We start from the raw sequence: 23,912 nt of genomic DNA on the forward strand, positions 1-23,912 counted from the left end.
ACTGAAAACGATAGATGAACGGCAATCATTGTAGTCATGAACAGAACTTTGAATGATTAAATCGCACCTTCCCTAACACTCATATCAATCACTTAGGTTTTTGATAATACGACTTCTGAAAATAAAAAACATCATCAAGAGAAGCAAAAAAACTTTTATTATTAATGCATAGAGGAAATCGTAGTGATTTAACATTACAACAACAGGATAAAAAAGCATTAACCCAGCCACGTAAAAAACCAAGTATCGCAATGGAATAATATTGTTCTTTGTAAAATAAGTGGCTGAGAAATAATGCAGGATAGCAAGAACAATATAAGCCACAACAGTCGCCCATGCTGAACCTATAATGCCCAACACAGGGATCATATAATAATTAAGAACAATGTTAATAAATAATGCAATCAACGTTGCACATGAAATAAGGATCGATTTTTTCTGGTAAAAAACAAAGTTGACATAGACCAGGTACATATGAATAACAGCATTACCCATAATAATAATAGGCAATAAATCAATACTTGAATAATATTGTTCACTGGCAAAGAAAACAACCATCTCCTTAGAGAAGAGCATGCCACATATACAGCAGATGAAAACCAGAACACTGCTACTATAAGTTGTTTTTCTGACCGTAACAACATCATTATTCGCGATCAGCTTGTATAATTTCGGTTGCCATGATGAATTCCATGCCATAATAATGACAATAACGCACATACCTAAATTATAGGCAAAAGAGTATATACCAGCTGAATAGGTTCCCAGTAATTTATTTATTATCAATCGATCGGCTTGTGATAAAAGAGAGTTTGACAGCACATGAACAATTAATGGCAATGAGAATATCAAAGCCTCTTTTAGTAAAGATGAACTGAAAGTGCCCTTACTCAGACGCCATAAATTATATCCTACATACAGACACAAAATGATGTTGACAATCATTTGTGCATATATTTTTGACATGTATTCATTTTCAGTTAGTGAATAGGCGAATATGAATATAATAATAATTTCACTCAGCTTAGAGAATATATTAAAAACTACATATTTTTTACTTTGCCGGGAAGCCTGAAGGTAGCAAGTATAAATAAAAACATATGAAAGCATAATACATATTAACAATACCCAAAAAAAATCCCTCTCTTTAATTCCCAGGAGAGAGCTGACATATCCCGAATATAATTTCTCAGTCAGCAACAATAATCCCTGGAAGGGTATGATGAAACAAATTATGCTAAATAGATAATTACTAAACCCTTCACTACTAATCATGTATCTGTTCGTCACCGCATTTTGCAGATTCAAACTAACGAAGACATAAACAATCATAATCGCTGTATTGATCAGCGATAAATTTCCGTACTGTACAGGATCCAGAATCCGGGATAACAACGGTAATGAAATAAACAAGAAACCCTTGACGAATATATCACCAAGAGCGTAATTAAAGAAATCCTTAATGGTTTTATATTTCATTATCGGCTTTTAATGTTAAATATGAAGCAACTTGCTTTTGGTAAATAGCACCCATATCAATTTTTTGTGCATTAGCAGCATAGTATAAATATTTTTTCTGCATTTTATCCATGCATTCAATAACGGAATGAGGTTTATCTATATCAAAAATCAATCCATTACCATGTGACACTAAGTCATCGATACAACCAACTTTGTTGCTGGCAATAATCGGTAAAGAAAATGATAATGCCTCATCGATCACCAATCCCCAGGGTTCTGAACGTGAAGGCAAAATAAATACATCAGCTGCCTGATAAACTCGTTCTAATTCTTTATTATTAATGTAGCCAAGAAAACGTATATTATTACCAGCAAGATGACGAAGCTCTTTTTCTTCTGGACCGGTACCTACTATCGTTAATTTTTCTTTTCGTTGGTTGAAAGTTTTAATCACCGATATCAGGTTTTTTTCCGATGACAGCCTTCCAACATAGAGATAATTTAGTAAACTCCCGTTATTAGTCGTCGGAAGTTTTTTTTCAGATAGCCAGGTATAATTAGAAATTCCGACGCCATGAGTGATAATAACTTCGCCACCATATCTTATTTTGTCGAGAATAGCAGCCTGCAACTTTCCGGAAGGAAAAGCTGTCCCCATTCTCTTAAGATAATTTTTTTTCAGTGACCATGCATAGCCATGCATTACTGTCTCATTTATACTACTTTCAATAACAACCGCATTTTTCTTTCTTTCATTTAATAGAGAAATAAAAAACAACTCTTTAATTTCCCATCCAGGAAAGACTAACATATTGAACTGACTTTTTTTGATTATCTTATATATTTTTATTAGTGTATATAGTGGATTGCGGTCTTCAAAATCCTCGTTACAAATGTATTCAGCATCAAAGTTTTGGGAATAATTATAAAAATCCGCATCACGTATTTTCGAGGTACGCGAGATAAATATCACTTTCAGGCTGCAATGCTGCGCTAGCTGATTGAATAAGTTTACTTTATAAAATGCAGGAATATTGGTAATAAAGATAAAATCATAAACCTTCATGAAACAACCTGTTCTATAAGTTTTTCCCAATTCATTAACACTTGTTTCTTCCTGTATTCACTGATACTTCCAGGTGCACAGGCCGAATATTTTAATCGTAACCGCTCATCATCCATCAGACTCATCAGCGCAGCGGATAATTTTTTTGTATTTTCGGCTTCAACCAATATGCCATTACTCTTATTCAAAATGGTTTTTGGCCCTGCCGGACAATCGAAACTCACGCATGCTAATCCATTAGCCAAGGCCTCAATCAATACCATTCCCAGTCCTTCATAACGAGAGGAAAGGACAAATATTTTGGCACGCTGATAATCTTCGGAAATATTTTCTTTGAAAGGTTCCAGGGAGACTTTTTTCACCCCCATTTTTTTTATCATGTCTTCCAGGCTATTTTTACCTGGTCCATCGCCAATGATCTTTAATGTCCAGTTACTTTCCGGAATTGCAGACCAGGCATCGATTAATAAATCAAATCCTTTCTGCTCAACAAAACGCCCAACCGCAAGAACAGTATTTTCTCTCTCGCTATCTGGCAATATCACTTCAGGTGATTCAACAATGTTAGGGATTATTTTATGCTGGCGCTGATCCAGCCAAAAATATTTATCTTTATCTTCATGAGTCAGAGTCACAACGGCTGAAATCTTTCTATATAAAATCTTCCGGATAGATTTCAGCAAAGAATTTATTGTGTCATACTCAAAATGTTCAATTGCTATAACATTCTTACACCCTGACAATTTTGCCAGGAGTGTCATTTTTGTGTCACACGATATAGTTACACTATCACTATGACAAAACAGAGAAAGTTTTTTCTTCTTACGTAAAATGTAGACAAAATCAAAAAAGAGACCAGAAAATAACCCTCTTTTGCGATTATACATACTTTCTTCATAGCTACTTTCAAGCACTTGTAATGTGACGCTATCCGAAATCTTGAAAGGCAGAGAGTGTCTGCTTTGATATAAGCTAATTATTTTAACGTAATAATTATCTGCAAGTGCGTTAGCGAGAGAAATGGATACTCGTTCAATCCCCCCCTTCGCTGAAACATCACCGAGTAATATATTAACAGCGATTCTTTTACGGTTATCAGTGGAAAAACTGTTCGAACACACGCTCACTATTTTTCCCATCTTTATAAAGGTTTATAATGTTATCCACTCTTTCTCTATGTTTCAGGTAGTCATCATGACCACAGAGTAATTTCCCTAATTCTTCCTGCAAGGCCTGTTGGGTCTGAACATGGGCACCAGGCATCCACCAGTCGACCGGTTGTAACGTAAATCCTCCACGTGAACTTGCATAAGACTGCAAGTCGGGAGTCAGGAAACAAATCGGACGATTCAGCAACATATAGTCAAAATACATAGAGGAGTAATCAGTAACGAGGATATCTATATCGCGTAGCACATGATTAATATCGAGATTATTTTCCTGTAAAACAGCCGTTTTTATAACTTTAATATTTTTGGTCAGATTTACATCAATGAATGAATTTTCTTCATAAGGATGCAATTTGATAAATAACCGAGCATTGTTTTTTTCAAGGAAATCATCTAAGACAGCCATATCGAAATCAGTAACTCGCAAAAAATTATTTTCCGAAATTCCTGCGCCATCCGAGTAAGCAGTAGCTTCCTGATTTTCTCTGAAGGTTGGCGCGTACAAAATTGATTTCCTGTCCGACTTACCAGGAAATCTCATCTCTTGCTGATGAAACAGAAAATCATTTCTTGGCTGACCTGTGATATACACGTTATTCGCTTTTTCCCGGAAACTTGCAGATATTATTGCCCGCATAACCTCTGAAGTTGCAATTCTGTTTGCCGAAAAATCCTCCATTCCCTGATGATCATACTCACCAAGGTAACATATTTTCTTCAGCGGCATACCATGCCATAAGCTGATGTAAACCTGAGAGTTTGCCTTCGTGCCAATCATTTCATTATGTGTGGTTACAACATATCTGCTGGTGACATAATGTAGCAAAGCGCTCAATGAGCCTTTTTTTACAAATTTTTCAGGGCCAGGCGGAAAATCATGTTCACGTTCAACTATCCAGATAACTTCAAAACCTTTCTTATGTTTACTTAAATAATCGCTAAATGCCTTTGCATTGCCAGAAAAATCAGGGCGACTTTTAAAAACCACCTTTTTTTGATTCTTAGGTATTAAACCATTAATTACACTGGCGACTAATTTCATCCAGCGAACAACTTTTTTCTTACAGCTCATTTCGCAATTGACCTCACAACTTCAATTATCTCAGTCGTTGATATTGAAGGTGTCCTTGGAAGATAAATGACTTCGCAAGCATCTTTCACCCAGTCAAAGCGCCCTTCCCAGTCATCACCCATGACAAGCACACTTGCACCATGCTCCTGAATATACTCAAGTTTCTTTTCGAGTGACTCTTCAAGAAAAACATCACTTACAAATTTCAGGGAGCTAATTATCCGCATGCGATCCTGTTGACTATAGATAGGATAGCGATTTTTTTTGCTAAAATTGAGATCATCAGAAGAAACGCCAACTACCAGGTAATCGCCATAGGACGCCGCACGTTCGAGGATATTAATATGGCCGACATGGAAAACATCAAATGTACCAAAAGTAATCACTTTCTTCATACAAGAGTGAGCCTACGCAATTCAATTCTTTAAAGTTAGATAAAAACGACCACGCTACCGCCCCTGGCTTCCAGCAACCAGTCGCTGTAGTTACTACCGCGGATTGTATACGGTAACAGAGTGCGTTTTATCTCCGGCTGGAGATGCGGATATCGGGTGTATCGGCTTGCATCTGTCCGACCACTATCGCTGCATCAAACCAGCATCATACCTCTCACCTGGCTCATTTCAGGCAAGTTTAGAGTAGGGATATTCTACATCAATCCCAAGAAGAATCTTACCCAGGCAGACCAATTGACTATTTCCCAAACGAAATCGTCAGATTCTCTCTCATTATGTCATGCGTTACAGACTTAAAAACGAAAAGCCCTCCCCCGCAACGCGAAGGAGGGCTTTCAGCAAGAGAACGACTAACGACTACTTATAACCCTTCGGATTCTTCGACTGCCAGTTCCAGGTATCGCGCATCATCTCATCGATACCGCGCGTCACCCGCCAGTCCAGCTCGTTATCCGCCAGTGTGGCATCAGCCCAGAAAGCCGGCAGATCGCCATCCCGGCGTGGTTTGACATCATAAGGCACCGCACGACCAGACGCTTTCTCAAACGCCTTAATCATCTCGAGCACGGAATAACCTTTGCCAGCACCGAGGTTGTACGCCTTGTAGCCATCAATCTTCGCCAGATGATCCAGCGCTTTCAGGTGCCCTTCTGCCAGATCCATCACGTGGATATAGTCACGCACACCAGTGCCATCTTTGGTGTCATAATCACCGCCGAAAACCCCCAGCTTCTCCAGCCGGCCAATCGCAACCTGTGCAATATAAGGCAACAGATTGTTAGGGATGCCGTTCGGGTCTTCACCAATCTCGCCCGACTCATGCGCGCCCACCGGGTTGAAGTAGCGCAGCGCAATGGTTTTGACATTACTGTCAGCTTTGGCGTAATCCTGCAGCACCTGCTCAACCATCAGTTTAGATGTACCATATGGGCTGGTCGTGCCGCCAATCGGCGTAGTTTCCACATAAGGCACCGGCGCATTGGCACCATATACGGTGGCGGAAGAGCTGAAAATAAACTGATAAATGCCTGCGTTGCGCATCTCTTCCAGCAACACCACGGTCCCGGATACGTTATTCTCGTAATATTCCAGTGGCATGCGCGTCGACTCGCCAACCGCTTTCAGCCCGGCGAAATGGATCACCGCACTGATGCTGTAACGCGAGAAAATATCACGCAGACAGGCGCGATCGAGGATATCCCCTTCGACGAAGGCTGCTTGTTTTCCTGTCAGCTTCTCGACACGGTTGACAGATTCACGTGACGCATTGCTCAGATTATCCAGTACCACGACATCATCGCCGCGCTGTAACAGCGCCAGCACGGTATGGGAACCGATATAACCTGCCCCCCCCGTTACCAAAATAGCCATCTGAACTCCTTTCAGCCGTATCCAGGATACGGCGGTAAGATTGGATTATTATTTTGCCAGAAGCTGCTGAATTTTTTCGCGGAACTCGCGACCCTGTGCGTTGTTACGCAGGCCATAGGATACAAACGCCTGCATATAGCCCAGTTTACGGCCACAGTCGAAACTGCGTCCGGTCATAAGGCAGGCATCGACCGGCTTCGTTTTGCTCAGATTCGCGATCGCATCGGTCAGCTGGAAACGGCCCCAGGCTCCGGGTTCCAGTTTTTCCAGTTCAGACCAGATGTCACCAGAAAGCACGTAGCGCCCAACTGCTGCCAGATCGGAGCCGTGACTCTGCACATTCTCCGGCTTCTCAACAAATTCAGTAATGGCGGCAACCTGCCCTTCGTTTTCCAGGCTTTCGTCGGTCACAATCACCGAGTACTCAGAAAGATCGGCGTCTGGCATACGTTTTGCCAATACCTGACTGCGTCCCGTTTCTTCGAAACGCGCAACCATAGCGGCAAGATTATAACGCAGCTGGTCGGCAGTGGAATCATCTAACAGCACATCCGGGAGCACGACCACAAAAGGATTGTCGCCAATCATCGGACGGGCACAGAGCACAGAGTGGCCGAGTCCCAGTGGTTGCGCCTGGCGCACGTTCATAATGGTCACGCCCGGCGGACAAATGGACTGTACTTCACTCAGGAGCTGGCGCTTGACGCGTGCTTCAAGCAGCGCTTCAAGTTCATAAGAGGTATCAAAATGGTTTTCAACCGCGTTTTTGGAAGCGTGGGTGACCAGCACGATTTCCTTGATGCCCGCCGCAACACACTCGTCGATAATGTACTGAATCATCGGCTTATCAACGATAGGCAGCATCTCTTTAGGAATGGCTTTTGTAGCAGGGAGCATATGCATACCGAGACCCGCAACCGGGATAACTGCTTTAAGCTTGGTCATATTTTTTCCATATTTTGATGTGAAGACATTCACGCATTATGCATTAACGGCATGATCGCCAACTATAATCTTAATCTGAAAAATTAACAGACTATTATTGTGCAGGTAAACGGAACGCTAAAACAGACAATTAAGCATCAGACTCAGTACATGTAAACCTGTCGTGACTGGATATAAATTAACAGCAAAATATAGACATTATCTGAAAATGAATAGCATTGCCTGAGCGTGATATCACCCATTTTTACCCTGTGTTAAGCTGAAAAAACGTTGTCTTTAAGCTGAGTAATGCTAATGATTTATTCCGTACAGTATCTCCGCGGCATCGCTGCCCTGATGGTCGTGTTACATCATATTGAAATAAAAGGCGGACAATACGGAAACGGCGCATTGAGCGGCTACCATATCGGCTATTTTGGCGTCGATTTGTTCTTTATTATCTCCGGCTTCATCATGTGCCACACCACCTGGAACAAGGATGTCACGTTCAGCAAGTTTATGAGCGCCCGTATTATCCGCATACTGCCCCTCTACTGGCTGATCACCTGTGCCGCGCTGGTGGTGTTTATCGCGGCGCCGGGAATGGTTAACGCAGGGGGGGGCGTGACCAGTGTCTGGGCCTCGTATCTGCTGGCACCAAATGGCGCACGTTATCTGGTTGATAATGGCTGGACCCTGCGTTATGAGTTCTTCTTCTATCTGATTTTCGGCGCGTCATTACTGATCAAAACCCACCAGCGTGGCCTGATGATCACCGCCATGATTGCCCTGCTGGTGCTGGCCGGGTTTATCATTCAGCCGGAAAATTCCTGGGGTAAATTCTTCCTCGACAAGCTGCTGCTGGAGTTTGTGATGGGGATTTTCGCCTTCCATGTGCTGAAGCGCATGAACCTGCCGAAATCTGTCGCCCTGCTGCTGTTAATCGGTGGTGTGGCCGCTTTAGTCGCGCAGAATAACTGGGGAGAAGTCGAAACACCGTTCCACCGCGTCGTTAGCGGCGGCCTGCCGATGCTGTGCGTATTTATTGGCCTGGTGCGTTTTGAAGAGTTGTTCCGCAACAGTGATAACCTGTTTTTCCGCGCCTTTGAACGCCTCGGTGACAGTTCCTTCTCATTATATCTGGCGCATCCGTTTGTCCTCAGCCCGGCAGCGATGATCCTGCGCAAACTGGGCCTGAGCGAGCATGCCACGCTCTTCACACTGTTACTGACCGGTGCGGCAATCATCGTTGGCTGGCTCTGTTATCAGTATATCGAGCAACCGCTGACCCGGCTGTTGAAACATCGACGGCTCACCCCGGAAAAGAAAATTGCTTAATAATAAAGGATGGCGCAAGCCATCCTTTATTATTTCCTTCACCTGCATCCAATGGGAAATATCCTAATTACAGAGATGACAATCCGAAATGCTTATTCACACATTTATGACAGCACTTTACTTTATTTAACTTTCCCGCAAGACAATCTGACTTAATAATAGAATCTCACTTATTTCTTGCCATAACCACTACGGGTCAAACAATGAAAGAAAATAAGCCATTAACGCCACCAGAAGCCACAACATTCTCACGCCGAAAAATGATCGGCAAAATACTGGCCTCGACTGCCGTACTGGGTGCCGCATCGGGTTTTGCCCGCAGCAGTGACCTGACGCCCACACCTCCCGTTACGCCCGCCCCGCCCTCAAAGCTGGATGACGCTCTCATTCAGGGCATGGCGCCAGGCGTGATCCTTGATCATGCCACCACATCATGGGCCAAAGTGCGCAATGATGTCAGCCGTACCCGCGGTGAACTGCAGGATAATTTTGCCGCCCTGCAGCAGCTGGTGGAAGATAAAAAATATCTCACCATTGATACGCCTGTCAGTGTCTCGGACAGCATTAAGCTGACCATGAAAAACCAGCTGATTGAAGGGCGATCCAACTGCCTGATTACCCCGCTGCCGGGAATGCAGAGTAAATACCTGTTTGAATTACATGCAGAAGCGACACGTCTGCACGGGCTGGTGCTCGATAATCCGCTGCTGCTGAAAACGGCGCGTGGCGGGCGTCAGGGCGGCGTGATGATTGCCGCTAATTTTTGCGAAATCTCCAACAGCTATTTTTACCGCATGCTGCAGTCTGTGGTGGCGCAGGCCAGTTTTGGCGCATATGGCACCAAGATTATCGACAACTGGTTCCTTGAGTGTCTCGGAGCCGGGCCAGGCATGTCCGATCTCAAATCGAATCTTGGCGAGGATCGCGGCGATGCAGTCTCTATCTGGGGTTCCGGCACCATCCTTACCGGCAACCATGCGTATCTGAAAGCTGGCGAAGATGCCCGTATTGCCTTCCATGCTGAAGGTTTACCTCACACACCGAAGGTAAAACGCGATTTCGACCATAAAGACATTATTTTCATGAACAATATGGCGCAGGGGGCATTTCGCCGCCATTTTGCTTTTGAAAATATCACCAATGGCGTGTCGATGGGCAATGTCTCAATGGGCGGCGCGACCTGGTGGGGCGAATCCTACACCCAGTGCAAAAATATCATCGTTGAAAATACTATCCGCTTCACCACCGGGCCGGACAATAAAAATGGTCAGGCCTGGCGGCCGGTAAAAGCAGGGACGGCCGTTCTGAACTATAACGAAGGCGTGAAAATCAGCAGCAACGTCTGGCTGAGCAAAGATGCACGCGCCAGCGGCTTCGCTATCGCGTCACAAATTGGCGATCACGATATCACCCTCTCCGGCAATATGATTAACGATGGTTCAACGGACAATATCGCGGTGTATCTGAACAAGCCGAAATCAGTGCGTATCCAGAATCTGCATACCAAAGGATTTGGCCGCGCCATTTCGCTGGTTGCACGCGAAGAAACGACTCTTTTCAGCAGTAACTGTATTCATGAATGTGCCGGCACCGATACCGGTGTACAGATTATTCACGGTTCCGGCGGCAGCATCCAGATCGATGGTGATTTTTATAGCGGTGTCACCAGTGGTTTCAAGGTAGCGAACTTGCAGCAGCTCTCCATCTCCAATACCACGGTCGAAGCAACAGATACCTTTGCCTCGCTGAGCAATATTAAACAGAACCTGCTGGTGACCAATAATGTTGCACGCGGTGATAAAAAACTGCCGCTGCATTATTCCGGCACCACGTCACCGGAGGTGAGCTGGCATGTGGAAGGGAATATCGGTATTGCCAGCCAGCTGGCGTATACCGAAGCACAGGTGAACAGCATCAGTTCAGCGCTAAATCAGCGCAGCAAATATGCCGGGAAGAATATCGTATTATCGAATCAACGCATCCTGGTAGCACTGGGCGATGCGCCTGATGCACCATGGCTCAGCCTGACCGATCAGAAAACCCTCAAGCCGGCATAAAAAAAAGCCCGTCAGTTATGATTACTGACGGGCTTTTATTCTCTTCTCAGGCACGAAGCTTCAGACGCTTCAGGGCAAAATTGAACACCCGCCAGGCAAAGTAGTTATTCTCCGCCAGCATGATATCCAGATTACGATAGCGTTTCGCCAGTGTGTCTAATTCACCCTGCGTCTTCGCGGTAAATGTCACACCCGATCGTTTCGCCACACCAATGACATTGAGAATGTTTTTGACGATCCGTGCACGGATATTCCTCAACGTGGCCTGCTCTGACGCCCGACTGACCACGCCTTCCAGCGCATCACAGGCGCGCAGATAACCGATGGCATTTTTCTCGGTACGCGAACTCTGCATAATCGATCCCATACGCACACGGCGCTGGAAAAAGACTTTATCGGTGACACAGACTTTACCGGCGACAAAGAACAGCCGCGGACTGAATTCCTCATCTTCATGGATGATCGGCAGGAAGAAGAGCTGATGCTGCGTCTGCAGACGGCGTGCATAAATATACAGCCAGGCATTGGGGATAAAAGCATCAATTTTCGACAGCTCATTGAATGCCTGCTCGCCGCTGGCAAATACCCGTTCCATACGGCGACGGTATGAAATCAGCCGAACCCGCTGCTGGCTGGCATCCTGTTTCGCTTTCCCCAGCGGATCTTCAAAGGATTCGGCGGAGAAAGCGAAGATATCCATATCCGGATTATTCGCCAGTGTGGCGTAAAATTCGGCAATCAGGCCATCAACAGAAACATCATCCGAATCGAAGTAGTAGATATAATCACCGGTGGCGGCGCGCGTGCCGACATTACGCGCCTCCCCCAGACCACCATTCGGCGTGTGAATAATCTTCACCAGCGGATGCGAACCATATAACGTCTCAACTAAATCACCCGAACCATCCGTGGAACCATCATCCACGATGATGACTTCATAGGGTGCAACCGACTGATGAAGAATGGAATCGACAGCTTCCTGTACGTAATCCAGCACGTTATAAACAGGAATAATGACGGAAAGTTTAGGCGTCGTTATCTCTTGTGTCATAAGGTGATTAGCTCGCAGTCAGGTACATCTTTGGTCCATGACGCATAATAGCCGGAGTTTTTGCCGTAGGAGTTATCCAGCAGTTTGGTTTTCACCCCCAGCAGGCAGCACAGAATATGGCCATGCATACGTGAGGTCACGACGGTGTCGTGCGCCATAAAATAGCGATTAACACGGTCAACCAGCGTGTCGGTATAAGCGCCCCATTTATCTGGCGTATTAAACAGTCGGGTGGAAAGCACACGGTTAACGCGCTCAAAATTCAGCAGCAGTTTGGTTTTTGCCCGATCCTGATCCGTGCAGATATCTTCCCAGTCTTCATAACCTTCTGGTCCAGGCATACCCGGCAGACCTTCGACATTGGTCTCTTCAATATCTTTACGAATCATCCACAGCGTGTCGCGCTTAATATCCGTCGCCCTCTGTTTCGGGAATACATTCCACAGCGCATGCGCCATATCCGGACACAGACGCACATCTTTGCAGAAATGCGTTTCAAGAATCTCTTTGCTGCGTTCGTCACGGCAGAAAATAGTCAGATTTTTATGTCTGCTGATGATATTCGCCGACTGCTGCATTTTGCTTTTATCTTTAAAATGGACGGTCTGCGGTAAATAAACAATTTTATGCTGTGGGAAGCGCTCCACCACCGCTTCACGCAGGCGCTGGTGGTGACCATACAGGTCACCAAAATTGCCACCACCATGCATCAGCAGAATCACATCTTTTGGCAGGTTCGGGTTTTCCGCCAGCCACTTCATGCTGGTTTTATCAGTCCGGCGAGCCAGCACCTGATAACGGCGCTCTTTGAAGAACTGTTCCGTGCCCTTATAAATCAGCAGGTCGCCAACATTAAGATGGAGAGGTATATCCAGATAAACAACCTTGCTGCCCGGTGGCACAACTGCATCAATTACTGACAGGTCATTTTTCAGTTTATCCATATGTGTCATGATTAGTGTTCCGATCTCAAGATTCGACGAAGTTTGGGGTTTTTGAACAGGTGTTGTTTCATTTCAACAATCAAAGTATCGCGACTGATTAATATCGCAATCAGAAAAACTAACGCGCCCGCGGCAATCTGTAAGGCCAGCAGTAACGGCAGCGCCAGCGAAGTCGACAGGAAGCCCAGTCCCCATGCCACGACCAGCGTTGGCAGCGCCATGCGGAATGGCATCCAGATGCTGTATAAATACTCTTTGTAACTCTTGCCGAGAATCGGACGAATCAGAATAAAATAACTCAGCCAGGTATTAAGCACCTGCACGGATAAAAATCCGAGCGAGGCACCAAAACCACCGGCCATTTTCGCGCCAAACCAGATGGCGGGAATAAACATAAACAGTTTGACGACGTTAAATTTAAAGCTGATATCCACACGCGCTTTTGCCATCAGCAGCGAGCCAATCGGATTACCAATCGAGCGCAACAAACCGACGACGCACAGCACCTGCAAAATGGGGGTCACAAAACGCCATTTCTCGCCAAACATAAACAGGACAAAGTTTTCTGCCACCACCAGCAACCCCAGCAGCGCCGGGAAATTCAGCAGTCCAACCAGCGACAATAATTTATAAAAATTGGTGCGCAGTTTCTCCTGATCGTCCTGAATCTTGGCGAATGCCGGAAACAGTACGCGGGTAATGATCGGGTTTAATTTCGTCGGCGGCATCACAGCGACGTTATAGGCCAGATTATAACCACCGGTGATCGCCGCCCCCAGCGTACGTGACAGCACGGCGGTCGCCACGTTGGAATTTAGCTGGTTGATTAGGCTGTCAGCGGTGAGATACGCGCCGAATTTCAGGTTGGAGGTAATGGTACGGAACGAGAAATGGAAACGTGGTTTATACGTCTGGCGGCCATACCAGGAGAACATCAGGGTACGCACTGACACCATCGCCAGATAGCCCCAGATAGCGGTGATCGCCTCAGGTTTAAACCATGCCGCCACAATCGTGACCAGAAAACCAATGGTAACCGCCAGGGTTTCTGTCAGGCCAATTTTCGGAAATTCCAGCTCTTTTTGCAGCAGAGCGCGGAATTGCTGGCCGTGCGGGATAATCAGGAATGCCAGGGAAAGAACCTGAATTAACACTTTTAAATCGGGCTGTTTCAGCAAATCACTGATCAGACCGCTGCAGCTAAACACCACCACAAACACGGTCAGGCCGATAAAAATATTAATCCAGTAGAGCGTTGATAACTCAACCTCGGAGATTTCTTTACGCTGGATAATGGAGTTGGACAGGCCAAAATCCGACAGCGTATCCGCCAGCAGGATAATGACCATGGCGATGGTCAGTAAACCGAACTGGTGCGTATCGATTATCCTGGCCAGCAACGTCATCTGCAGGAAGCCAATACCGATTGTCGACAGCGTCGACATTGCGGACCACTTCGCGCCTTTAACTGTTTTTTCTTTTAAGCTCATAATCTGCGTCTAAGCCTGATGAAGTCCGTTTTCATATTGCGTGGATAGGACGGCAACCGCTGCCTGATACGTCATGCATCAGGCAGTGATTCCTGCACAGTCAATTCAGGGATGCCTTTAATACGCGGTTTTACTGATAAAACCTTTGAAAATGGTGAGGAAAACAATGCGTAAATCCAGCCAGATACTCCAGTCACGGATATATTGCAGATCAAATTCAATACGTTTTTCCATTTTCTCCAGCGTATCGGTTTCACCACGCCAGCCATTAATTTGCGCCCAGCCGGTGATGCCTGGCTTCACTTTATGACGCAGCATGTAGCCCTGGATAATGGAACGATACTGCTCGTTGTGCGCCACAGCGTGCGGTCGCGGCCCCACAATCGACATATCGCCTTTCAGTACGTTAATAAACTGTGGTAATTCATCCAGCGACGTGGAGCGTAAAATACGACCCAGCGGGGTAATACGGGCATCCCCTTTGGTGGCCTGCACCACTTTATCGCCATTTTCCATGACGCTCATCGAGCGGAATTTCCACACTTTGATCGGCTTCCCGTCCATGCCATAACGCACCTGGCGGAAAATCACCGGCCCCGGTGATGTTAACTTCACCGCCAGCGAAATCGTCACCAGTACGGGCGAGATAAACAGCAGGATCAGGGAAGAGAGAACAATATCCTCGATGCGTTTCAGCACCATATTGATACCGTTCATCGGCGTTTCAAACAGGGGCACTACTGGCACACCATTAATTTCTTCGGTGCGCGACTGCAGGATATTAAAGGTGAAAATATCCGGGATGAGCATCACGGAACAGGTGGTGTCAGTCAGTTGGGAGACCAGATGATGGATCTCTTTTTCCTGCGACATCGCCATCGCGATATAAATTTTATCGACTTTCCCCTGACGGGCATCGATGAGCAGGCGTTCGACATCGCCACAAAACGGAATATTTTCGTCAGACAATTCATCAGAGAGGTGTCCCTCATCAGAATAGACGCCGACCACATTCAGTCCCATCCACGGTGCAGCAATAAAGCTGCGCGCCAGCGACATACCAATCGGCATATGACCAACAATGGCAACATTGCGATTGTTATAACCCAGCTTGCGGATAACCCGGGCAAAGAAACGGATAGCAGCACGGGAGAAAATAAAACCAACCGATACCAGTCCAAACCAGATCAGATAGGTTCTGAAACTGATATCAATCACCTGAACAAAGGACATCAGTCCGGCAGTGATCAGAATACTCAGACTCCAGTTTTGCAGAACCAGCTGGACTTCTGAGCCAAAATTGACACCACGCCAGGAACGGTAGAAATCCGTCATCCCACCAATCATCTGGAATAATACCAGTGCGGAGAGCAGCATTAACCATTGATCAGACGTAAATGTCTGTGAATGCAAAACGGTGAGCAGGTACAACCCGGAAAACATCACAAAAATATCAGAAAAACGCTGCAGCATCGAAATAATTGATGCATTTGTACGGGTACGCGTACCGCTAACCGTTGTCATTTTTTCTTTCCTGCCCAATTCATGTAATATTGAAGACACGATTTGAACCCCTCTGTAAGTTGCACGCATCCGTTATATTTCGTGTTTCAGACAGAATAGCCGTTCTGCAACCCGATTTATTTAGGATTACGCGTAAATCGTTATTCAATTATTTTGTTATTGTCGCATAGAGCGCATGCGTTTTTTCAATCATGGCCTGGGAGGTAAAGTTGGCGCTGAAAAAAGCATTTCCCTTTATTCCCATCTCGTTGAGATCATAGTCCTTTAGGCCGTTAAGAATGTCTGCCAGCGAATCAACGCTGCCATTTTTAAATAAGAAGCCGGTTTCCTGATGTTTCACCACTTCAGGCAATGAAGTGGCGTCACTGGCGACAATCGGCAATGAATAGCTCATTGCTTCCAGCGGCACCATGGCAAAACCTTCCCAGCGGCTGGGGATCACCAGCGCATCAGCCTGACGGAAATAGTGTTCCATCTGCGTCGCTTTCAGCCAGCCGGTGTAGGTCGCATCAGGCAGGTGCTCGATTTTTTCCGTACCGTGTACCGCATCGCCAATCACCGTCAGGCGAATCAGTTCACGCGGGACTTTTTTCATGGCGCTGACCAGTAAGTCATACCCTTTCTGGAAATCAAAACGGCCAACGAACAGCAAATTAACCGGCTCACCGTCAGCTTTCTCACTGACTGGTTTTGGTGTTTTTTCCGGTACACCGTTATGGACAACAAACAATTTTTTCGCGCTGATACCGCTTAATTTTGCCTGCTCCGCTTCATAGTCACTGACACAGACAATCGCGTCAGTCATTGGCTGCAGCGCTTTTTCGATCAGGGCGTAAATACGTTTTTTGCCACCGCTGGTTTCCATTAAAAAGCTAAACGCATGCGGGCAATACACCACCTTCGGCCGCACAGCGGGATACAACAGGATCAGGCAGCTGCGTCCAATCACGCCGGCAAAAGAGCTATGCAGATGCACCACATCCGGGCGAAATGCCCAGACAGTTTTAATAAATGCCAGTGCGAAGGAGAATAATGCCGCAACACTACGCCCCTTTCGTTGCCAGCAAATGACATTTTCATGTTTGGCGGTATCGAGTTCTTCCGCCTGGTCGGCAGGAATTAAGCATTTGATGTCAAAACGTGCCGGATCAGATTGTTGCGCAGCAACCAGTTGTTTCAATACGGTTGCCACTCCTCCTTTAATCGTCTCCGCTGCATGCAATACTTTCATTCATTAACCTTATTCACTGTTCCCAGTGACAAATAGACATAAAACATCAACGGATAAAACGGCGCCAGGTGACGGACATAACTGCCATAGTCAGGTTCGAACATGCTCTGGATAATGGTAAACGCGATAACCATCAGCGAAAAAATGGTCAGCAGCGGATAAGACTTATTCGCCATGACCCGATCAATAACCTGCCAGATACGCCGGAACATCATGATGATGAAAAAGGAGATCACCAGATAATAAGGCGACAACAGCAATATCAGCGGGAATGGGACGAAAAAGGTAATCCAGGTAATCGAGATATTAATCCAGCCAAATACCGGGTTACCGGCGGGCACCCACGGCGTAATCACGGTGTTGGAACCATCGCCGTTGCCGTCAAGGCGGCCTTCATTCACTGAGGTACGGAACGAGTCGGCATCGACACCGAGCACAATCGACACCATCAGTGACAACGCAAACATGGAAAGCAGGCAAAGAATAAACACGCCTTTTCCGGACTTCACAAAACGCGTGGCGATCAGTAAACCGTAAAATTCCAGCAAAAACAGGAACCAGTAAGTACGGAAGTAATAGGCATAGACAATCGCGGCTGCCGTCCAGAGAATCAGCCCGGCTTTTCTGCTGGCAAATGTCAGCAGCAACGGCAGCATCACCAGGAAAACGATAAAGTCTTTGTTTTGCCAGGTTAAGTTAATTACCGACAAAAAGATAAAGAACAGAAAAACACCGAGATCGACCAGATTTAAATTACCGCCACGCACCTTAATCAGAATAAAGACATAGGTGCCCATAATTAAGATGGCGGATAACAAACCAAAAAATACCGAGCTTTTCTCAAACCCCAGCACACGGTAGAAGTATGCCGAGCTGCCGTAGGAATTGCCGGGCATAAAGCTGAAGGTGGTCTTCATGATTTCAAAGATCGTCTGCTGGTCGTAGAAGTAGTACGCCGGCATCACATACTCTTTGAACATCGCCATGACAATCATCAGCATGAGCAACAGCAGAAAAAGCATCAAGGTGATATGGGCATCAAAATAGATATATCTGTCTTTTCTGAGACCTATCTTGAGGGAGATAAATTTCATTTTTTTTCCATCGTTGCCGATTTTGATTTCAGACTAATAAGCCCGTTTCGCTTATCGACCCGGCGCGATTTTCTTAAACATAATGGCGGACAACTTCCTGACGCGCTCATTCATCATGACAACAAAATGGCTGAGTTTGATTTTACCGCTGAACAGCAGCTGTAAATAAATCGCAATGCCTTTGGCTTTGTTGGACGACAGCAGATAGCTGTCAGCAATAATTTTGGCGTAGAAACCATAATAGATGTAGCCAGGCACGCGCGTTTTAATATTTTCCAGCCAGATCAGTGATTTTTCCCGTTTGCCATCCGATGAGATACGCGCCACAGAGTCTGAATCATCATAAATGGTCAAGGGCTCATCAAAATAGAAGAACTGCGCATCATGTTCTTCGAGGCGCAGCGCAAAGTCCCAGTCCTGGTGTTTACGCAGTTGCGGATCAAAACCTGCTGCTTTCGCAATGCCGGCATCCAGCAGCAGTGTGCTGGTCTGGAAATCATTGCCTAACAGCAGATATTCCATGATGGAGGAATATCCGGCCCAGGGTTTATTGCGGCGAACATGTTCACCTTCCGGCCGCTTATTAATTTTCGCGGTCATGCAGACACGCGCACTCCCCTGCTGTGATTGCAGGAAGTGATACTGACGTTCGAGTTTATTCGGCAGCCATTCATCATCAGAGTCCAGCAAAGCAATCAGTTCACCGCTGCTGCGTTCGATACCTTCATTACGCGGACGGGTGCCGCCAGTGTTGTTCGGCAGCGGGATAAAATGCACACGTGGATCATCCACGGTTGCCATCACTTCAGCAGTGTTATCCGTTGAAGCATCATCCACGACGAAGACTTCGATATTGCGGTATGTTTGATTCAGTACGCTGGATAACGTTTTTAAGATGATATCCGCACGATTGAAGGTGGGGATAACTACGCTAATAAGCGGAGTGGATACATTACTCATTAATATTTCTCACTCATGATATGAAAAAGACCGCATTGCGGCCAGCCACGCGGGCTGGCCAAACAGAGGGGAAAAACGAATTATTTTGCGGAAGACTCGTAGCTGTAGTGATAATAGCCATAGCCGTAGTAGCCTGCGGCTTTCTTCAGCACCAGGTTAAGGATCGCGCCCTTCACTTCGATGCCATTCTGCTCAAAGCGACGGATACTGACCTCAACCTCTTTCACAGTGCTCTTCTCGAAACCGGCCACCACCAGCGTAGTACCGGCATGCATACCGATAATTGCCGGATCAGTGACGGCCAGAATCGGCGGCGTATCCACGATAACGATGTCGTACTCTTTCTGCAGCTCGTCCAGCAGCGTGGTGAAACGCTTGCTCATCAGCAGTTCTGACGGGTTAGGCGGCACCTGACCACGTGAGACGAAGTCGAGGTTTTCGATACCGGTTTTCTGAATCACCTGCTGCAGCTCAGCGCGATCAGACAACAATTCGGAAACACCGCGTTTGTTGTTGCACATGAAGAGTTCATGGGCATAGCCTTTACGCATATCGCAGTCGATAAACAGTACGCGCTGACCAGACTGCGCCACCACCGTCGCCAGGTTGGTGCTGACAAAGGTTTTACCGATGCCGGGGCTGGTCCCTGAAATCATCACCACATTATTCTTCGCATCCAGCATCGCGAAGTGCATGGTAGTACGCAGACTACGGATGGCTTCAACCGCGAGGTCTGCCGGGTTCGAGATAGCCAGCAGTTCAGCTGAGCGCGGCGAAATATTCTTGCCGCCGTTTTTCGCCAGTTGGTACAGCTGACGATCCTTCTGCTGCTGCCACTCTGAAAGCGGGATGCTGGCGTAAACGTTGATGCCACTGTTTTCCAGCTGCTCCGGGCTTTCAACACCGCGCACCAGGATCGCTTTCATCAGAACATAGATGACGGAAATAATCAGACCGACGATAAATGACACGATGATGATAATCGGCACTTTTGGCGCAATGGGTTTGTACTGCACCATCGCCGGGTCAACAATACGCACGTTACCGACCGTGCTGGCTTTATTAATGCTCAGTTCCTGCTGTTTATTCAGCAGTTGCATAAAGACAGCCTGACCAGCATCCACATCACGCGTCAGACGAATAATTTCCTGCTGGGTTTTCGGCAGACCGGTCACTTTACCTTCGAGGGTTTTCTTCTCGTTCAGCAGTGTCTGGCGTTTCTCCAGCAGCGTGCGATACGCCGGGTGAGATTTGGTATACAGCTTGGAAATTTCCGCTTCACGGAAGGTTAACTCGTTAAGTTGCTGATCCACATTGACCATAGTGTCCAGCATTGACTTCGCTTCCAGCGACAGGTCAACCGAGTCATTCTCCTGACGGAAGGCATTCAGTTTGTTTTCCGCCTCATCCAGTTTTGCCCGCACTTCCGGCAACTGTTTGGCAATAAACTCTAAACTTTTCTGCGCCTCTTCCGATTTACGCTGCACATTCTGCAGGAAATAGTTATTGGTGATCGCCTGTAACGTGTCCTGGGTTAATTTCGGGTCAGGGCCATTCAGGGTCAACGTCAGCACGCCAGAATCTTTTCCTTTATCTTCAACAACTAAATTACCTAACAGATAATTGTAGGTCGCCAGATAGGGATTCTTTTGCACATAGAATTCTGTGCCTGGCTCAGCGTCGGTATCACTCACCAGAACGGAGACGTCGCCTTTGCTGGCAACCTGACCGATTTGGCCAGTGACCAGTTCATCACCGTCGTAAGAGAGTGTGAATGCTTTATTTTCACCGATCTCCAGCGTCAGTTTTTTACCCATTAACTCAGCCGGTACATTGACACGCGATACCGCGGCTTGTGGCTCCTTCGCGCCCGTGAGACGTGCCCAGCCTTCGCCTATTAAAGGGAAGTATTTTGGCGTGACCAGGGTATCCAGACTCAAATCTTCGATGGTTTTGCCCAGCACCAGACGTGACTGAATCAGTTCAATCTCCGCATTGGATTCGGGTTTGGCATCGGGGATCAGACTGGACATCTGGCTGACAACCAGATTGCCCGGGCTGTTTTCAACCTGAACCAGCGAGTTGGCGCTGTAGATTGGTGTAGCGAACATCGAATAAACGACACCCAGCAGGGTAAAAAATACGGTTATCCCTACAATCAGCCAGCGATGATCAAGTAAAGCGCCGTATAAACGCCCAACATCGATTTCATCTTTGGCGTCCGCGTTTTTTTGAGCATTAATCGATTTGTTATCTACCATTATTGTGCCTGATTATCGGTTAAGTGCATTAGCCCATTTCTGAGCAGCGTCGTCCAGCAAGCTATAGACAGACTCAAAAGCCTCGATACTCTTGCGATACGGGTCCGGAATCTCTCTTTGCCCAGCCCAGTGACCAAACAGCATGGTTTTACCCCTGACTTCAGGCGCAAGTTTGGTGATGTCATTAATATGCTGCTTCTCCATCACCAGAATAAGGTCGTAGCGGCGACACATTTCGGCAGTAATTTGCCGCGCCTGATGGTTCTCCAGTGAAACATCACGTTTACCGGCCACCAGCCGGGCATTTTCATCCGCTTCATGTCCGACCAGGGCGCCTAAACCTGCTGATTTAATCTTGAGCTGTGGGCAATACATCCTTAATAACCGCTCCCCCGTAGGAGAGCGGCAAATGTTGCCAATACAGACAATAAGCACTGAGTTAAACATAGTGATTACCAGTTTTTGATGTCGTGTACGGTATCCACGCCATAACGGACGCTGTTGATCGTCGGCAGCAGCTGATTGATTACGCGGTTCCAGCGAGCCAGCGGCGTCGCGGTGACGTAAACAATGTCATAAGGTTCCAGCTGGAAGTCAGTACCCAGCACCATTGCCGTCGCATCCGAGGTATCAAGCTGGTAAATATTGGCGACTTTCCCACCCTGCTGACGATTCGGACGAATAACAAACACGCCGGTGGCGTTCGAAACATCCTGCTTCAGACCTTCCGCATTACCCAGCGCTTCGGTCAGCGTCATGCCGCTGCGATCCATTTTGAGCGTTTTCTGACTGGTGACTTCACCCATCACGAAGATTTTCAGATCATCATTACGCGGTACATACAGAATGTCGCCCGGGTACATCAGACGGTTTTGCGTCAGGTCGCCATTCTGCATCAGTGCCTGCAGGGAAATACGCTGCTCACGGCCATTGTGGGTTAACACCACATTGCGCCAGTCGGCATCGGCACCCAGCCCGCCAGCACTGTTGACGGCATCAAGAATAGTGAGAGGGATATTGGTAATCGCCTGTTTGCCTGAAGTACCGACTTCGCCGGTGACATACACTTTCTGCGAACGGAAAGCGGCGATATTGACATCAACCTGTGGGCTTTCAATATATTGCGCCAGACGGCTCTGGATCTCGTCGCGCACCTGCTGGATAGTTTTACCCGCTACGCGCACTTTACCGATGTAAGGATAGAAAATCGTGCCATCGGTATGCACCCAGTTGCCGGTATCACTGGCACTACGGTACTGGCCCGCCGGTGTGGTCAGCTCCGGGTGATCCCAGACGGTGACGCTGAGAACATCACCGACCCCGATACGGTATTCATAGCTGGCCAGCTCCTGGTCCAGAGAGGGATTGGGCCGCGCGATATTTGGCTTCCGACGCATCTGCTCAATCAGCATTGGCGTCATAGGATAAACATTGACCATTTTATCAATGTCATAATTAGCATCTTGCTGCTTAATAACGTCCTTACCGCTGGTTGAAATGTTTTGACCTGGCACAACGGTACAGCCACTGATAAGTGTTATCGACACCAGCAAGGGTGCCAATTTGTGTTTTGATTTCATCATTGATTATCATCGCTATTGCTGATTTATTGTCTTAAGCGGCCATGCACCGCATAGCGTTCGTGAATCGAGACACATCCACGTTCAGCTTTATTCCAACTTGTTTCGTTCCGTCATCAGATAAACATCCCCGAACCCGAAATTACGCACAACAAAATGCTGCCTCACAGCCGTTCTTCAGGAACGTTTGTAAGATTCGCACGCCAGACCAGAGGAAGTGTAGCAACCCACATACAACCGACAAGGCGTAACTGTCCGAATTTACTGATTATTGTTTGTGCCGACGTCGGAATAAATTAATGCAGGACTTATCCTGCCGGGATAATTCCTTCGCCATGCATGGCATTAATCTTAAAATGGCGAAATTAACGTTTTTTCAGTTGACGACAGCTATTTCAGTTAAACCATCGTTTTTAAGCACGCTACCGCCCCTGGCTCTCAGCTACCAATGCTGTTTACTGTAGGGCAATGCTATTTGTGGGCGATGAATAAGTGAGCAGATAATAAAAGAGACTCACTTATCATTTCTCTGACGGCCAATCTCATACTGACAACGGCGAATCAGGAAAGCTTTTAAAATGTTATAAGCAGATTTTTATACTATTGATTGTTAGTTACAAGCTTCAATAAGCCGATTGCTGACACTTTCAGAATAAGACTAACTCAAACAAAAAATTACCCTTAACTTTCAGTTACATATACAAAATGTGACAGGTTAAAATTTCCAGAAAAATCCGTGTTGATAATAATATTTATGCGATTCAAATCTTTATTTGCTCTAATTTCGACCATAGAAAACTGACAACACATATAAAAAACGATCAGAAAGCCATACAAATTTCATGCCTCTTAAAGTGACAATCA

19 protein-coding genes are annotated in these 23,912 nt (G+C 46.4%); 2 read left to right on the plus strand and 17 right to left on the minus strand.

All coding sequences use genetic code 11. From position 1 onward, the window contains the following. Window positions 1–84: 84 nt before the first annotated feature. The 7 genes from ACSZO1_RS10460 to galF all read right to left on the minus strand — a co-directional run bounded on the left by ACSZO1_RS10460 (window position 85) and on the right by galF (window position 7,539). A complete protein-coding gene (locus ACSZO1_RS10460) occupies window positions 85–1,479 on the minus strand; it encodes an oligosaccharide flippase family protein (RefSeq protein WP_437612230.1) in 1,395 nt (464 codons plus the stop codon). After that, on the minus strand, window positions 1,469–2,527 hold the full coding sequence (locus ACSZO1_RS10465; protein WP_437612232.1) for a glycosyltransferase family 4 protein: 1,059 nt from the start codon (window positions 2,525–2,527) through the stop codon (window positions 1,469–1,471). The genes ACSZO1_RS10460 and ACSZO1_RS10465 overlap by 11 nt, the downstream gene beginning before the upstream one ends. Next, the gene (locus ACSZO1_RS10470) at window positions 2,524–3,654 is read right to left on the minus strand and encodes a glycosyltransferase family 4 protein (protein WP_437612234.1); all 1,131 of its coding nucleotides are present in this window, start codon (window positions 3,652–3,654) and stop codon (window positions 2,524–2,526) included. Before ACSZO1_RS10470 ends, ACSZO1_RS10465 begins: the two co-directional genes overlap by 4 nt. Further along, window positions 3,623–4,768 carry a CDP-glycerol glycerophosphotransferase family protein gene (locus ACSZO1_RS10475; RefSeq protein WP_437612236.1) on the minus strand — a complete coding sequence of 382 codons (1,146 nt, stop codon included), beginning with the start codon at window positions 4,766–4,768 and terminating at the stop codon, window positions 3,623–3,625. The genes ACSZO1_RS10470 and ACSZO1_RS10475 overlap by 32 nt, the downstream gene beginning before the upstream one ends. Further along, complete coding sequence (locus tag ACSZO1_RS10480) at window positions 4,765–5,163, minus strand: adenylyltransferase/cytidyltransferase family protein (protein WP_437612238.1); 399 nt, start codon at window positions 5,161–5,163, stop codon at window positions 4,765–4,767. Before ACSZO1_RS10480 ends, ACSZO1_RS10475 begins: the two co-directional genes overlap by 4 nt. Before the next feature lie 417 nt (window positions 5,164–5,580). After that, window positions 5,581–6,594 carry a UDP-glucose 4-epimerase GalE gene (gene galE / locus ACSZO1_RS10485; protein ID WP_437612240.1) on the minus strand — a complete coding sequence of 338 codons (1,014 nt, stop codon included), beginning with the start codon at window positions 6,592–6,594 and terminating at the stop codon, window positions 5,581–5,583. Window positions 6,595–6,642: 48 nt separating this feature from the next. Beyond that, window positions 6,643–7,539 carry a UTP--glucose-1-phosphate uridylyltransferase GalF gene (gene galF, locus ACSZO1_RS10490; protein WP_437612242.1) on the minus strand — a complete coding sequence of 299 codons (897 nt, stop codon included), beginning with the start codon at window positions 7,537–7,539 and terminating at the stop codon, window positions 6,643–6,645. A 294-nt stretch (window positions 7,540–7,833) separates the two neighbouring features. Between galF and ACSZO1_RS10495 the strand changes: the two genes are divergently transcribed. After that, window positions 7,834–8,856 (plus strand): acyltransferase family protein, encoded by a 1,023-nt coding sequence (locus tag ACSZO1_RS10495; protein ID WP_437612244.1) that lies wholly within the window; start codon window positions 7,834–7,836, stop codon window positions 8,854–8,856. 203 nt (window positions 8,857–9,059) lie between these two features. Beyond that, on the plus strand, window positions 9,060–10,913 hold the full coding sequence (locus ACSZO1_RS10500; RefSeq protein WP_437612246.1) for a hypothetical protein: 1,854 nt from the start codon (window positions 9,060–9,062) through the stop codon (window positions 10,911–10,913). Between the two features lie 46 nt (window positions 10,914–10,959). Here the strand turns inward: ACSZO1_RS10500 and ACSZO1_RS10505 are convergent, their stop codons facing one another. The 10 genes from ACSZO1_RS10505 to ACSZO1_RS10550 all read right to left on the minus strand — a co-directional run bounded on the left by ACSZO1_RS10505 (window position 10,960) and on the right by ACSZO1_RS10550 (window position 23,051). Continuing rightward, entirely contained in the window at window positions 10,960–11,964 is a 1,005-nt protein-coding gene (locus tag ACSZO1_RS10505; protein ID WP_437612248.1) for a glycosyltransferase, read from the minus strand. After that, entirely contained in the window at window positions 11,961–12,917 is a 957-nt protein-coding gene (locus ACSZO1_RS10510; RefSeq protein WP_437612250.1) for a polysaccharide pyruvyl transferase family protein, read from the minus strand. The genes ACSZO1_RS10505 and ACSZO1_RS10510 overlap by 4 nt, the downstream gene beginning before the upstream one ends. 2 nt (window positions 12,918–12,919) lie before the next feature. Continuing rightward, the gene (locus ACSZO1_RS10515; RefSeq protein ID WP_437612252.1) at window positions 12,920–14,398 is read right to left on the minus strand and encodes an MOP flippase family protein; all 1,479 of its coding nucleotides are present in this window, start codon (window positions 14,396–14,398) and stop codon (window positions 12,920–12,922) included. Between the two features lie 117 nt (window positions 14,399–14,515). Then, on the minus strand, window positions 14,516–15,922 hold the full coding sequence (gene wcaJ / locus ACSZO1_RS10520) for an undecaprenyl-phosphate glucose phosphotransferase (protein ID WP_437612254.1): 1,407 nt from the start codon (window positions 15,920–15,922) through the stop codon (window positions 14,516–14,518). Window positions 15,923–16,070: 148 nt separating this feature from the next. Beyond that, complete coding sequence (locus ACSZO1_RS10525; RefSeq protein ID WP_437612256.1) at window positions 16,071–17,153, minus strand: glycosyltransferase; 1,083 nt, start codon at window positions 17,151–17,153, stop codon at window positions 16,071–16,073. Continuing rightward, window positions 17,150–18,154, minus strand: coding sequence for a hypothetical protein (locus ACSZO1_RS10530; RefSeq protein WP_437612258.1), 1,005 nt, complete (start codon window positions 18,152–18,154; stop codon window positions 17,150–17,152). The genes ACSZO1_RS10525 and ACSZO1_RS10530 overlap by 4 nt, the downstream gene beginning before the upstream one ends. 144 nt (window positions 18,155–18,298) lie before the next feature. Beyond that, complete coding sequence (locus ACSZO1_RS10535; RefSeq protein WP_437612260.1) at window positions 18,299–19,207, minus strand: glycosyltransferase family 2 protein; 909 nt, start codon at window positions 19,205–19,207, stop codon at window positions 18,299–18,301. 80 nt (window positions 19,208–19,287) lie between these two features. After that, window positions 19,288–21,468: a tyrosine-protein kinase Wzc gene (gene wzc, locus ACSZO1_RS10540; RefSeq protein WP_437612262.1), complete on the minus strand. Its 2,181-nt coding sequence runs from the start codon at window positions 21,466–21,468 to the stop codon at window positions 19,288–19,290. A 12-nt stretch (window positions 21,469–21,480) separates the two neighbouring features. Continuing rightward, entirely contained in the window at window positions 21,481–21,915 is a 435-nt protein-coding gene (locus ACSZO1_RS10545) for a protein tyrosine phosphatase (protein WP_437612264.1), read from the minus strand. Window positions 21,916–21,920: 5 nt separating this feature from the next. Further along, entirely contained in the window at window positions 21,921–23,051 is a 1,131-nt protein-coding gene (locus ACSZO1_RS10550; protein WP_437612266.1) for a polysaccharide export protein, read from the minus strand. Window positions 23,052–23,912: the final 861 nt, after the last annotated feature.

The sequence above is a fragment of the Erwinia sp. V71 genome (assembly GCF_965644245.1).
In the GTDB taxonomy this organism is placed as follows: Bacteria; Pseudomonadota; Gammaproteobacteria; order Enterobacterales; family Enterobacteriaceae; genus Erwinia.